This is a genomic window from Bacillus sp. X1(2014) (assembly GCF_007678255.1).
Genome location: NZ_VEED01000007.1, coordinates 232,994 through 247,103, shown reverse-complemented (window position 1 = coordinate 247,103; position 14,110 = coordinate 232,994). Strand labels below are relative to the sequence as shown.

14 protein-coding genes are annotated in these 14,110 nt (G+C 37.8%); 12 read left to right on the top strand and 2 right to left on the bottom strand.

The genetic code is table 11. From position 1 onward, the window contains the following. Positions 1-251: 251 nt before the first annotated feature. Positions 252-482, top strand: coding sequence for a hypothetical protein (locus tag FS608_RS30815; protein WP_144552566.1), 231 nt, complete (start codon positions 252-254; stop codon positions 480-482). A 13-nt stretch (positions 483-495) separates the two neighbouring features. After that, the gene (locus FS608_RS30335) at positions 496-654 is read left to right on the top strand and encodes a hypothetical protein (protein WP_186328761.1); all 159 of its coding nucleotides are present in this window, start codon (positions 496-498) and stop codon (positions 652-654) included. A gap of 159 nt (positions 655-813) precedes the next feature. On the opposite strand, the gene fsa is transcribed toward FS608_RS30335, so the two are convergent. Continuing rightward, positions 814-1,482: a fructose-6-phosphate aldolase gene (gene fsa / locus FS608_RS15625; RefSeq protein ID WP_144552564.1), complete on the bottom strand. Its 669-nt coding sequence runs from the start codon at positions 1,480-1,482 to the stop codon at positions 814-816. Positions 1,483-1,505: 23 nt separating this feature from the next. Beyond that, a complete protein-coding gene (gene tkt / locus FS608_RS15620) occupies positions 1,506-3,494 on the bottom strand; it encodes a transketolase (protein ID WP_144552562.1) in 1,989 nt (662 codons plus the stop codon). Positions 3,495-3,742: 248 nt separating this feature from the next. Here tkt and FS608_RS15615 point away from each other — a divergent pair, with 248 nt between their 5' ends. The 10 genes from FS608_RS15615 (at position 3,743) to FS608_RS15575 (ending at position 14,095) form a co-directional block, all read left to right on the top strand. Beyond that, the gene (locus tag FS608_RS15615; RefSeq protein WP_144552560.1) at positions 3,743-4,492 is read left to right on the top strand and encodes a DeoR/GlpR family DNA-binding transcription regulator; all 750 of its coding nucleotides are present in this window, start codon (positions 3,743-3,745) and stop codon (positions 4,490-4,492) included. Positions 4,493-5,008: 516 nt separating this feature from the next. Beyond that, the gene (locus tag FS608_RS15610; protein WP_144552558.1) at positions 5,009-6,946 is read left to right on the top strand and encodes a BglG family transcription antiterminator; all 1,938 of its coding nucleotides are present in this window, start codon (positions 5,009-5,011) and stop codon (positions 6,944-6,946) included. Positions 6,947-7,031: 85 nt separating this feature from the next. Then, entirely contained in the window at positions 7,032-7,340 is a 309-nt protein-coding gene (locus FS608_RS15605) for a PTS sugar transporter subunit IIB (protein ID WP_144552556.1), read from the top strand. A gap of 37 nt (positions 7,341-7,377) precedes the next feature. Beyond that, positions 7,378-7,611, top strand: a complete 234-nt coding sequence (locus FS608_RS30330) for a hypothetical protein (protein WP_222127360.1) — start codon at positions 7,378-7,380, stop codon at positions 7,609-7,611. Between the two features lie 175 nt (positions 7,612-7,786). Beyond that, the gene (locus FS608_RS15600; protein ID WP_144552553.1) at positions 7,787-8,092 is read left to right on the top strand and encodes a PTS sugar transporter subunit IIB; all 306 of its coding nucleotides are present in this window, start codon (positions 7,787-7,789) and stop codon (positions 8,090-8,092) included. Positions 8,093-8,131: 39 nt separating this feature from the next. Continuing rightward, entirely contained in the window at positions 8,132-9,460 is a 1,329-nt protein-coding gene (gene celB / locus FS608_RS15595; protein WP_144552551.1) for a PTS cellobiose transporter subunit IIC, read from the top strand. 70 nt (positions 9,461-9,530) lie between these two features. After that, on the top strand, positions 9,531-9,857 hold the full coding sequence (locus FS608_RS15590) for a PTS sugar transporter subunit IIA (protein WP_144552549.1): 327 nt from the start codon (positions 9,531-9,533) through the stop codon (positions 9,855-9,857). Positions 9,858-9,935: 78 nt separating this feature from the next. Further along, on the top strand, positions 9,936-11,378 hold the full coding sequence (locus tag FS608_RS15585) for a glycoside hydrolase family 1 protein (protein ID WP_144552547.1): 1,443 nt from the start codon (positions 9,936-9,938) through the stop codon (positions 11,376-11,378). Between the two features lie 176 nt (positions 11,379-11,554). Continuing rightward, positions 11,555-11,821: a phosphocarrier protein HPr gene (locus tag FS608_RS15580; protein WP_144552545.1), complete on the top strand. Its 267-nt coding sequence runs from the start codon at positions 11,555-11,557 to the stop codon at positions 11,819-11,821. 558 nt (positions 11,822-12,379) lie between these two features. Continuing rightward, positions 12,380-14,095: a sensor histidine kinase gene (locus tag FS608_RS15575; protein WP_144552543.1), complete on the top strand. Its 1,716-nt coding sequence runs from the start codon at positions 12,380-12,382 to the stop codon at positions 14,093-14,095. Positions 14,096-14,110: the final 15 nt, after the last annotated feature.

Below are 14,110 nucleotides of genomic sequence, written 5' to 3'. Positions count from 1 at the left end.
ATACTAGAAGTGTGAAGTTTATCCTTCTTATTATCTGGAAATCTGATCGTAATTCATCAGATTTCCTTTTTTTATAGATTTATATATATCAATTTCTTGTTATTGGTTTATAAAACAAAAAATTATAAACATTATCTGTTTTCTATAAATACAGGTAATATTTCATTTCATTATTTATAATTAAATTAATTGACTTACTGGAATACTGCAAATTCATATAGTTCCTTATTAGTCAGGCCAAAACGAACCAAATGGAGTATGGTGGCTATACGAGTGGTTTGCTGTTTTGCAAGAGGATATGGCTAAAAGTAAGTGTTGTTAAGGGGAATGCAGAGGGGGATTCTTTTGGTCCTGGACTTTATGGACTCTCTACAGTTGATGAGAGCAAGAAACAAGCCAACAAATTATTTGGTGGTACTACAGGTGAAAGTAACATTGTGTTTAAAAAATTACTGGTAACCAAAATAGTCCTAGCTTTCTAGCAAATGCTAAAAGGTGCATGAAACGGTATGGCGTGCTGGTAATACAGGACTAACTGGATTTTTAGCGGAGCCAACCCAAATAGTAGATGGTAATTTTGATGTTGAAAATGGAAATGTTACATTGCCAGTCCAAACTGACAATTTGGAAAGTTATTATGCCGTCGGAGCGTGAGGGATCGCCCTACTGGCATCTTATATGCTAAACAAAACAGATAATGAAACGTTATACTAAGGGACTTGAAATTGAAAGAGCGGCAATTGAAAATCTTAAATAACAAATTAGGAATTAAAAACACGACAGGCGATTAACCTGTCGTGATTTATCTTAAACTTAGTTTTTAAGAGTATTTTCCCAATCTGCAGCAAATTTTTCGATCCCTTGATTAGTAAGTGGATGTTTTGAAATTTGCTCAATTACTGAAAACGGAATCGTTGCAATATGTGCACCTGCCATTGCTACACGAGTAACATGATCTGGGTGACGAACAGATGCTGCAATAATTTGTGAGTCGAAATTATGAATGCGGAACAGTTCAGCTATTTTTGATACTAATTGTACGCCGTCTTCGGAAATATCGTCTAAGCGTCCTAAAAATGGAGATACATAAGTTGCACCTGCACGAGCTGCTAATAGTGCTTGGTTTACTGTGAAAATAAGTGTGACATTTGTTTTAACGCCTTTATCAGCAAGATAACGGCAAGCCTCTAAACCGTCTAAAGTCATAGGAAGCTTGATTGTAATTTTCTCATCTCCGCCGTTAATTTTAATGAGCTCCTCAGCTTGAGCAATCATTTCGTCAGCTGTAACGGCATCTGGAGTTACTTCAGCGGAAACAGATTCTACCCGTGGAACTGCTTGGCAGATTTCTTCAATGCGGTCTTCGAATTTTACGCCTTCCTTCGCAACTAGGGAAGGATTAGTTGTAACACCTGATATAACACCAATTTTATATGCCTTTTTAATATCAACAAGATTAGCAGTATCAATAAATAATTTCATCGTATATTTCCTCCATTTTAAGATTATAGTAGACTTTTTGCAGTTCGAACAACATTTTCTGTCGTAAATCCAAATAGCTCCATGACTGCAGCGCCCGTTCCAGAAGCACCGAATGTATCAATAGATAATACTTTCCCTTCTAATCCTACATAGCGTTCCCATCCAAGAGAGATACCCATTTCAAGTGCCACACGCTTTTTAATAGAAGCAGGGAGGACAAGCTCTTTATACTCTTTCGGTTGACGATCGAATAGTTCCCAGCTTGGCATAGCGACAATACGAACCGATACATTTTCTTTTTCAAGTTCAGCTTTCGCGTTAATGGCTAATGACACTTCCGAACCAGTTGCGATCAAGATAACCTCTGGCTGGTCATTTGTTTGCGTTAATACGTAAGCTCCCTTTGAAAGGTTGTCTAAATTGGCTTGTGTTTCTTGGAACACAGGCAGGTTTTGACGGCTCAGAACCAGGGCAACAGGACCGTCTGTTTGGTTTAGTGCATAAGCCCAAGCACTTGCAGATTCGTTTGCATCTGATGGACGAATTACAGTTAACCCTGGGATTGCACGAAGAGAAGCTAGCTGCTCAATTGGTTCATGAGTTGGACCATCTTCACCAACCGCAATCGAGTCATGAGTAAATACATAAGTGATTGGAAGCTTTTGCAAGGCTGCCAGACGAATGGATGGTCTGAGATAATCATTGAAAACAAAGAATGTGCTTACAAATGGCTTTACCCCGCCATGTAGAGCCAAACCATTGCCAGCCGCTCCCATCGCGTGTTCGCGGACACCAAAATAAATATTTCTTCCGCTAAATGATTCTACCGCGAATGCTGCGTCTTCCTTTATATCTGTCATTGTGGAATGAGAAAGATCCGCACTTCCTCCAAAAATAGAAGGTACTGATTTTACAAAATGGTTAATGGCTTCTCCACTGGCTACACGGGTTGAGATGGTTTTACCTGTTTCAAATGTCAGGATGTCTTCCGCATTAATTAAAACTTCTCCCGTGATGGCTTGTTGCAGTTCTTTTGCTAATTCAGGATATGTCTCTTGATAAGACTGGAATAGTGCGTTCCATTGTTGTTCTTGGCTAATTCCTCTTTGTTTTAGCTCTTCAAAATGGGCTTTAACTTCTTCCGGTACAAAGAAATCCTCTTCATAGTTCCAGCCATATACCTGTTTTGTTGCACGAGCTTCTTCTGCTCCAAGTGGATTTCCATGTGCCTTGTTTGTTCCTGCAACTTTGGGACTTCCATAACCGATAGTGGTTCTAATTTCGATCAAGGTTGGTTGGTTTGTATTTTGTTTAGCTAGTGTAATAGCTTTTGAGATTTCTGCTACATCATTGCCATCTTCTACTCGTAAATATTGCCAATGAGCAGATTCTGTTCGTTTTTGAATGTCCTCTGAAAATGATAGGTTTAATTCTCCGTCTAAAGAAATATCATTTGAGTCATATAATGCAATTAATTTTCCTAGTTTCATATGGCCGGCCATAGACATGGCCTCATAAGAGACGCCTTCCATTAAATCTCCATCGCCCACTAAAGTATATGTATAATGGTCAATTACGGGGTAGCCATCCTGATTGAATTTTGCAGCTAAATGCGCTTCAGCCATCGCCATTCCTACTGCATTAGCAATCCCTTGCCCTAAAGGCCCAGTTGTTGCTTCTACACCATCTGTGTGACCAAATTCGGGATGACCAGGTGTTTTGCTATTTAGCTTTCTAAAACTTTTTAAATCTTCTAAAGATACATTGTACCCAGCTAAATGAAGCAAACTATATAACAAGCTAGATCCGTGTCCGGCAGAAAGAATAAAACGATCTCGATTAAACCATTTTGCATTTGCAGAATTATGATTTAGATGATTTGCCCAAAGTGCATAGGCCATTGGAGCTGCCCCCATAGGCAGGCCTGGATGACCGGAATTAGCACTATTAATCGCGTCAATGGATAAGGTACGAATCGTATTTACAGCTAGTGTTTCAATACTATTATTCATCTTTTTTTCCTCCTTTTATTTCGAATGAATTTTAAATTGGCACAAAATGAGAGTATAGGTTTCTTACCTTAAATGATTTCTTGTTTTTGCATTTTAACGCAAGTTTTTTCTTATTCAAGTATATTTTATCTTTATAAACAAGAAAAAACAAGAATAATTTTGCCGATTTTAAAAAAAATTGGTGAATTCAAGAAAAAATAATATAATGTAAGAAAAAACATGCAAAAACACGGAGGCTGATCATTGTTATGCTAAGAAAAGAACGACAAAGCAAAATTTTACAAATACTTGAAAAAGAAGGGAAAGTCGTTGCTAAAGAATTAAGCATGAAATGGGATGTTTCTGAGGACACAATTAGACGAGATTTAAGGGAAATGGATTCATTAGGTCTGCTCAAAAGAGTACACGGCGGGGCATTTCCTGCATCTGCGAGCGCTTTAACATTTTCTGAAAGAACGGAAGAAAATATAGATGCAAAAAAAGAATTAGCCTTAAAAGCAGTGAAGATTATTAAAGATGGACAAGTTCTTTTAATAGATGGAAGTACAACAAATCTTTTTCTGGCTCAAGAAATTCCAATAGAGTTTAAAGGGACCGTTATTACCAATAGTCCCTCTATTAGTTTGGCGTTATCAAAACATCCAAATACAGATATCATCCTTTTGGGCGGAACTTTTTTTAAGGAATCTTTTGTGACAGTAGGATTGGATGTAATTGATGTGCTTAAAAATATTAGAGCCGATCTCTGTTTTTTAGGAGTGTATTCCCTGCACCCTGACTTTGGAATCAGCATCCCTCATATAGAAGAGTCTTATGCTAAACGGCAGATGATTAAAAGTTCAAATAAGATCGCAACCCTGGTTACAAGAAGTAAACTTAATACGATTTCCAATTACTTGGTTGGTCCCGTTTCAGAACTTGATTACTTAATTACGGAAGACGGGCCACTAAGTCATAATTTAAACAAGTACATGGAATTCGATATTGAAATCATTTGACTATATCCGGTGTACTGACTGTTAATAACTTGGATGATGTATTCAAAAAACAATACAACGTATCCTTTCCGGTTATATCCTCGTAACGTTTACTTGAAAAAGCACTATATTTTCTTTCCTAAGAAGGCATCCAATATTTAACTTTGCGTAGGTAGTCATTATTCATTATCCTATAGATGAAACCTTGCTTTGTATATTGGGTTTAGCTACCTGTATTTTACCAAAGTATTAGGTGTTTTTTTTATGATTTCAATGAAAAATCAAGTAGATATTTCATTGAGGTTATGCATGAATAAAAATTTCCGTTGACTAGCGGAATTTTTTTGTATGGAAGTGAAAGCGCTTAATTGTATACTTAATCTGATGAACTAATTTTCAATCATAGCAGTCTGGAACTACATGCCAGAAAGTCTTAAACAATTGCCAATGGCGGGTATTCATTAATGATTAAATTCGATAGATTAATAGGTTAGGATACTGCCAATTATCTATTCAGTGTAAGGGGGGAGGGAAATTATGCTAAATGCCCGAATGACGTCTATACTGCGCCAGTTGATGAAAGCGGAAACACCACTGACAAGTGAGTATTTGGCTAAAGTTCTCGCGGTAACCTCGAGAACGGTCAGGAATGATATAAGGGAGTTGGAGGAAATTCTAAAAGATTTCGGTGCCTCAATTAAATCCATTAGAGGGACCGGATACGAACTAGTGATTCAGGAGGACCAATCTTTTCGCCAGCTTTTGCACGGGATTGTCGATCAGGAAAAAGAAAAATACGTTGATATTCCAACCTTCCCGGAAGATCGAGTACATTATATTATGAAACGGCTTTTGCTTGCAGAAGAATACTGCAAGCTGGACGATATTGCCGATGAATTATTTATCAGCCGATCCACCTTACAGAATGACTTAAAGGATGTTAAGCGGATTTTTGGCCGCTATGGAATTACCCTTGATAAACGCCCGAATTTTGGCTTGAAAGTCAATGGCGAGGAGTTTAAGCTGCGTTTGTGCATGGCTGATTTTCTCTTTCAAAAAATGAAACATGACGTTTGTTTAGGGGATAACGATTTGCCCATATTCACAAACGAAGATATGGTGTATATCCGCCAGGTAATTTTGGAGCGAATTAACGATCACAATATCAGCCTCTCTGATATTGGATTATGTAACCTGGTTATACATCTCGCTATTGCTTACCACCGAATAAAAAGTAAAAAATATGTAACGATGTATTCTAAGGATTTAATTGAACTGCAACATGAAAAACAATACGAGGTTGCGAAGGAAATTGTCAACGAACTTGAAAAAGGATTAGCTGTTACGTTTCCTGGCCAGGAAGTGGCCTATATCACCATCCATTTATTGGGGACAAAAATGGTGACAGAGCTTCATCTGGATGATAATACAATTCATGAAATGATCGGTAAACAGATTGATGACATTGTGAATGAAATCCTCGAAACCATTGACCGGGAACTTAGCTTGGGCATCAAAAATGACCAGGAATTGTATATGGCAATCTGCCTTCATTTGAAACCTGCGATTCACCGCTTTCATTATGGGATTCATTTACCCAATCCCTTGCTTGATGAAATTAAATCGAATTATCCAGCTGCTTTCCAAGCTGCAGTGATTGCAAGCATGGTGCTAAGAGAGAAATTGGAAGTTGACATTAATGAGAGTGAAATTGGTTATTTAGCCCTGCACCTCGGTGCGGCAATCGAAAATGCCAAGAGTGGAAGAAAGGTCAAAAGATGCTTGATCGTTTGTGCCTCAGGGCTTGGCAGTGCCCGGCTGTTAGCTTCTAAAATTAATACAAAGTTCGGTGACAAGCTTGAAATTGTTGGAACCACTGATTATTACAAACTTAATCAAATCACCATGCATGCCCTTGATTTCATCATTAGTACCATTCCTATTTTAACAGGTCTTCCCGTACCCGTTATTCAAGTTCATACGATTTTAGGCGGTGAGGACTTTAAAAAAATCGAAACAGTTTTAACCGGACAAGCAGTACAAAAACTGCCCTATACAAAAGAGGAATTAGTTTTTTTCCAAAAGGATTTTGAGACAAGGGATGAAGTACTGAACTTTTTATGCAGCCAGTTGCAGTCTTTAGGACTCGTTAATGAGCACTTTTTGGAAAGTGTCCTGGCAAGAGAAAAACTTTCACCGACGAGTTATGGAAATTTAGTCGCGATTCCTCACTCTGTGACACCACAGACAGACTCAACCTTTTGGACGATTTGTACGTTAAAGAAGCCGATTGAATGGGGCGGGAAAAGGGTTCAATTTGTTTGTCTGCTCAGTGTTGAGAAGAATAGCGGAAGTGAGTTGCAAAATATGTATGATTATCTGTTAGAACTGATTGATGATAGTCAGGTTGTACAGCAGTTAATTAAATGTAAAAACTACAAAGAGTTTGCGGCTGTTTTTTCCAGAAAGCACTAACAGCTTTAGAAAATGGACATACGGGTTAAATAGATAGAGCCGCAGGTCGAAAGCAGGCCAGCGCCTAGTCCATGGAGGGGAAGAAATGAATATTTTATTATGTTGTTCCGCTGGCATGTCGACCAGCCTTTTGGTTTCCAAAATGAAAAAGACCGCAATCGCGGAAAATCTCTCCTATAACATTTGGGCTGTACCCTTTGACGTGGTCAGCAGAGAAATTAACCAGGCTGATGTCCTCTTGCTCGGGCCGCAAGTCCGCTATTTGTATGCACAGTTTAAAGAGTTAGGTGATAAGAAGGGAATACCTGTAGGAATCATTGATATGGTGCATTATGGAACCTTTAATGGTCAAGCGGTCTTGCGGGCGGCCGAACAGCTTTATAAAGAAAAATGACAGGATCAGCAAATCGCTGGTCCTTTTTGTTTTTTATATGAAGGCTGTGTTAAAGATTAATGTTGATTTTGACACTCTGTTGATTGGAGTGGAAGGCACGAAGACTCCTGCGGGAGTACGGGGCAGGGGAGACCCCGCAGGAGCAAAGCGACGAGGAGGCTCTCCGGCACGCCCGCGGAAAGCGAAGTGCCTGGAACGGAAATCAACAGACAAGTTTAACACAGCCAATATGAAAGAAAGTGTTTTCGAAACAATCAGATTTTTCCGTTAAGCAACGGAAAAAGGATAGATGTAAATGTAAACGTTTTTAAAATACAATAAAGACATCAAGGGAGGACAGCAAAAAGTCCTACAGTGAGTTAGGAGAAGAAGTTTTCGTGAGTAGGATTAATATCCTTTAAATTCTTCTCTTGAAAAATTTTAAAAACGATTAGGGGGATGAAAAAATGAACATTTTATTATGTTGTTCAGCAGGAATGTCTACAAGCTTATTAGTAACAAAAATGGAAACTGCCGCTAAGGAGCAGGGACTTGAATGTAGAATTTGGGCAGAGGGTGTCGACGCAGTTAAAAACCATATTGTTCAAGCGGATGTTCTATTGCTTGGGCCTCAAGTACGCTATATGCTGCCAACGATGAAAAAGTTGGGAGAAGAAAATAATGTCCCTGTGGATGCGATTAACCCGGTTCACTACGGAATGGTTAATGGGACAGAGGTATTAAAAGCGGCAATCCAATTAGTTAATAAATAGGTTGTGTTATATAAATAAAGAAATATGGGGGAATAGCGGATGAATAAACTAACAGCTTTTTTAGAAGAAAAAGTTATGCCGACTGCCGGCCGGATTGCTGGTCAAAGACACCTGCAAGCGTTGAGAGACGGACTAATTGCCACGATGCCATTGATGATCATTGGGTCAATATTTTTAATCTTAGGCTTTATTCCAATTGATGGCTACGCTGATTTCATGGCAGGTATATTCGGAGATGAATGGTTAGGGAAATTGTTATATCCAGTGGGAGCAACGTTTGATATTATGGCTCTAGTGGCAGTATTTGCCATTGCCTATCGCTTAGCTGAAAAGTATAACGTTGATGCATTGTCAGCAGGGGTTATTTCGCTAGTTGCATTCTTGCTAGCTACTCCATACCAAGTTTCTTTTACACCTGAGGGTGCAACAGAGGCGATCATGGTTGGAGGGGCGATTCCTGCAGCATTAACTGGAAGTAAAGGTCTTTTCATTGCAATGATTTTATCTATTATCTCTACGGAAATATATCGCTTCATTATTCAAAAGAAAATTGTGATCAGAATGCCTGACGGTGTTCCGCCGGCAGTAAGTAAATCATTTGTTGCCTTAATTCCTGGTTTTATTGTTGTTATTATTGTTTGGTTGTTACGCTTATTAGTGGAACAAACAAGTTTTGAAAGTCTTCACAATGTTGTCACTCAATTATTACAAGATCCGCTTAGTGCTTTAGGTGGTACATTATGGGGAACAATTTTAGCTTTAATTCTAGTCCAAATGCTATGGTCCACAGGTTTACACGGTCAAACGATCGTAGGTGGAGTGATGGGACCAATCTGGCTGGCAGCAATGGATGCGAACCGTGTTGCTTTCCAAGCAGGGGATGCAGTACCAAATATCGTTACGCAGCAGTTTATTGATATCTTCGTCTTAATTGGTGGTGGAGGGACAACTCTGGCGCTCGTTTTAGCCATGTTATTCACGGCAAAAAGTAATCAAATGAAATCATTAGGCAGATTAGGTATTGCACCAGGATTATTTAATATCAATGAACCGATAATCTTCGGGATGCCAATTGTTATGAATCCAATCATGATTATTCCGTTTATCCTAGTTCCAGTCCTAATCACTACTATCAGCTTCCTTGCGATGCAAATGGGGTTAGTAGCAAAGCCTGTAGGAATATCGCTTCCTTGGACAACTCCTCCTATAGTTGGTGGATTCTTAGCTACTGGTGGTAAATTCTCTGGAGCTGTTTTACAAATCGTTAACATGGCCATTGCTTTTGCGATCTATCTGCCATTCTTTAAACTATGGGATAAGCAAAAATTAGCAGAAGAAAGTCGATTTGGTACGAAAAAAGCATCTTAACAATTTTGGATATCCCCTATTTAGGCATTCACTGGGGGATATCTTTTCAAATCACTACTTGGAGGGAAACATGATGGAAAACTTAGAAACGGTTATATTTCAAATTATTCTTCACGGAGGAAATGGAAAAAGTTCAGCAATGGAAGCTATTGCTGCAGCAAAAACCGGAGATTTTGAAGGGGCAAGACAGAAGCTACAGGAATCAAGTAATGCGCTGAATGAAGCCCATAAAATTCAAACAAACCTTGTTCAGGGAGAAGTACGTGGCGAAAAAACAGAAATTTCTCTATTAATGGTTCATGCCCAGGATCATTTGATGAATGCGATTACGATTAAAGATTTAGCTGCTGAGTTTGTGGATTTGTACGAGATGGTAAAATTGCAAAACGTAAAATAATGAACGCTTCTGTCGAAAGATTATGGCTCGCCAGTCTGGTGAGTTTCTTTATTATTTTAATGAAAAGGAGTGATGATGGTGAGACATAAAACGTTAATGCCATTTCCTGATGGTTTTCTTCGGGGTGCTGCTTCTGCTGCATATCAGGTCGAAGGTGCATGGGATAAAGATGGAAAAGGTGTTTCCAATTGGGATAAGTTCGTCCGAATTCCCGGAAAAACATTTAAAGGAACAACAGGGGATGTTGCAGTAGACCATTACCACCGCTATAAAGAGGATGTCCAATTAATGGCTGAGATGGGAATGAAGGCTTACCGTTTTTCAGTTGCATGGACACGGATATTTCCAAGCGGAAAAGGTCAGTTAAATGAAAAAGGTTTAGAATTTTATGATCGTTTAATTAATGAACTAAAGGCAAATAACATTGAGCCAGTTTTGACGTTATATCACTGGGATTTACCGCAGGCGCTTCAAGATGAGTATGGCGGCTGGGAATCGCGGCAAATTGTCGAAGATTTCACGAACTATAGTGTTGAACTTTTTAAACGTTTTGGCGATCGGGTAAAATACTGGGTTAGCTTGAACGAGCAAAATATTTTTACCATGTTTGGCTACCGGATGGAAGCCCATCCTCCAGGAGTAAAGGATGACAAGTTATTTTATCAAGTCAATCACCATGCAAATCTGGCAAATGCTAGTGTCATTAAGGAATTCCGTAAGTATGTTCCAGATGGGAAGATTGGTCCTAGCTTTGCCTATAGTCCAGCATATGCATTAACCTCGAAACCAAGAGACATCCTTGCTGCTGAGATTGCCGAGGAGCTAAACAACCATTGGTGGATGGATATTTATGCTTGGGGGAAATATCCAGTGGCTGCTTGGAATTATCTCGAACAAAATGGCCTAGCACCAACGATTGAAGATGGTGACTTTGAATTGTTATGTGCTGGAACTCCTGATTTTATGGGATTAAATTACTATCAGACTACCACCTATGAAGAAAACCCATTAGTGGGCGGAGTTGGTGCCGGTGAGATGAATACCACTGGGAAAAAAGGGACTTCCAAGGATACAGGAATTCCTGGCATGTTTAAAACCGTCGAGAATCCAAATCTTGAAAGAACGGATTGGGATTGGAATATTGACCCACAAGGATTAAGAATTGCGCTTCGCAGAATCACTAATCGTTATCACCTGCCAATCTTAATAAGTGAAAATGGTTTAGGTGCCTACGATAAAGTCGAAGAAGGCGATATCGTCAATGATGATTATCGGATTGATTTTATCCGGGCTCATATAAAGGCGATTCAGGAGGCGATAACAGACGGTGTGGAAATGTTAGGTTATTGTGTTTGGTCTTTTACGGATTTATTGAGCTGGTTAAACGGTTTCCAAAAACGCTATGGATTTGTTTATGTGAACCAGCACGAAGAAGGGGAACATGACCTTCGTCGGATTAAAAAGAAAAGTTTTTATTGGTATAAAGAAGTCATTGAAACCAATGGTGAGAAATTATCATAAATATTAATTTAAAAAGAAGGGGTATCGGTTTGTAACCAAAAGAGATTGTTTTTAAGCTAGAAAAACATTGTAATATCCTGATGTGGGATCAAACCGATATTCCTGTTCCACGTGCAAATCTATAATTTGTATAGGCAAATAATATAAAACGGAAAAGTATAAAGGGAGGCAATAACATGGCAGAAAAAACTTTCACAGTAGTCGACAAAACCGGTATTCATGCCCGCCCGGCAACAGTGTTAGTCAGCACGGCAGCGAAATTTAAGTCAGCCGTGACATTAGTATACAAGGAAAAACAAGTTAACCTGAAATCGATTATGGGCGTCATGTCACTTGGAATTCCATGCGGCGCGGAAATCAAGGTTAAGGCAGAAGGGGAAGATGCAGAGCAAATGGTCCAAGTGCTCGAAGAAGTGATGAAAAAAGAAGGATTAGCTAATTAAACATCTTGATAGACAGGTCTGGCGGGTTCAATTCCTATGCAGCCATCCAACAATTACTTCTCACGACTACAGTCTTTTGCTCTTTTAGAACGAATCTGTGTGAAACAGAAAACATGATATTGTGTGTGTTAAGAGCCTTCAAATTACAAATTTGGAGGTTTTTTGTTTGAGAAAAGGTTTTCGAATACATGGAAGTGTCTACCTTATTCAGCTAAAAAAGTCGGAAATTTGATAAAAGAAGTCGTTTTTATAGTAGGAAAGGGCTTTCAATTATTTTATAGTAATTAAACAGGTGTTTAGATAACTTTAAAGGAAAGGGAAAAGTACAGAAAAAAGTTAAGAATTTATATTTTTAACTATTCTGATAATTCCTTTACTAAGATAGAAAGTTTTATTATATTTTAATATCTTCACTAACACTTTCATGAATCTCTCTTTATTAAAATGCCTTCCAATTATTGTTGTTTCATTTATTTAATATTTTCGCAATCTTTTTACAACGATAATGTATAATAAAAAATATTATATTAATAAAGTTGTATATCAGGAGGAACACATATGAAACCGCTTAAACCAATTTTTAATTCATTAATGTTTAAGCTCTTTTTGACTATTTTCCTCATAATCGGTCCATTAATCATCTTTCATATTATTAATAATTATTATGCTAATGATGTAATTCGAAATCAAGTGGCTCAATCTAACAAAAATATGCTGAATATTTATATGGATCAAATCGATAAGAGTTTGGAAGGTGTTGGAAATTATATATTTCAACTTTCCGCGAATACTGATTTATATTTCCTTCAATATCATGAAAACTTTGATCTGAACGACTACGAAGAGGCAAAAATTCGATTGTTTAATTCTATCAATAATCAATCTTATTTTTATACAGCAATTGACTCTATTTTTCTTTATTCATCATCCTATAAAGATTTCCTATATACTCAGAAAAATGATGAAGATTTTACAGACCGTATGAATGCAACGGATGAGGTTCATGATTTGCTGGAGAAAAAGCCGGAAAATCTACTTGAAGGCAAATGGAACTTATGGAAGGGAAAGAAAAATTATTATTTTCTATACTATTTAAATATAGATGGAGTCTACGTAGGGGCTTGGGTAAATGTGAACAATTTGATTAAGCCTTTTAAGTATATTGATTTTGGAGAAACAGGCAGAGCTCTGCTTGCAACTTCCGAGTTGCAGCCGATCACCAATAAAAAATTTATAGAAGATGAAAAAATAGACTTAACTATGAAGGGAAATAAGTTCGCAGTGTCTGGGGAAAATGACCGCTTTATGGTCATGAAGGAAAAATCATCAAGTGGTGATTTTTATCTTTTAGCATTGATACCGGAAAGTGAGATTTTAGAGAAACTTCCTTTTTTACAAAGAATTTCATCGGTTATTTCTATTGGAGCTGTTTTGTTCTTATTTCTATTTTTCTTTATCATGAGAAAGGTTTTTCTTCAACCAATAAATCGAATTGTTTCAGCCATGAAAAAGCTTCGTGAGGGTGATATGGAAGTACGGCTTCCTATGACCCATAATTCTACGGAGTTTGAAGTGATGAATGGGTCCTTCAACCATATGATATCGGAGATAAAAGACTTAAAAATCAATGTTTACGAAGAAAAGTTAAATTTACAAAGGGCGGAACTAAAGCATTTACAATTACAAATTAACCCGCACTTTTTCCTTAACTCATTAAACATTATTTATAATCTTGCAACAGTTAAGGATTTCGCCATCATTCAAGAAATGTCTAAATGCCTGGCCAATTACTTTCGGTTTATGTTTCGTAGTAATTCGTATTTCGTTAGCTTAGAAGAAGAATTAAAACATACGGAGAATTATTTAAAGATTCAACAACTTAGATTTCCAGAAGCTATTAATTATGATGTGGAGGTATCTACGGAATTGATGAAATGTAATATACCGCCTTTGGTCATTCAAACGATTGCCGAAAATTCTATTAAACATGCTTTTGATATGGATGAACCAATAGAAATTAAAATAACTGTTAAAAAAGACAATGAAGACCCCGGTTTTATGGAAATTAAAATCCAGGATACGGGTGAAGGATTCCCTGAAGAGGTTTTATGGAGTTTAGAAAATGACGAATCACTTACAAACCAGAACGGGGAACGAATTGGACTTTGGAATGTTAAGCGAAGGTTCAATTTGTTGTATGAGGGGTATGCCCATATACACTTTTCAAACGAACAAGGAAAAGGTGCAACAGTCCGCATGAAGGTACCAATATAAAAATTTCCAATAAAG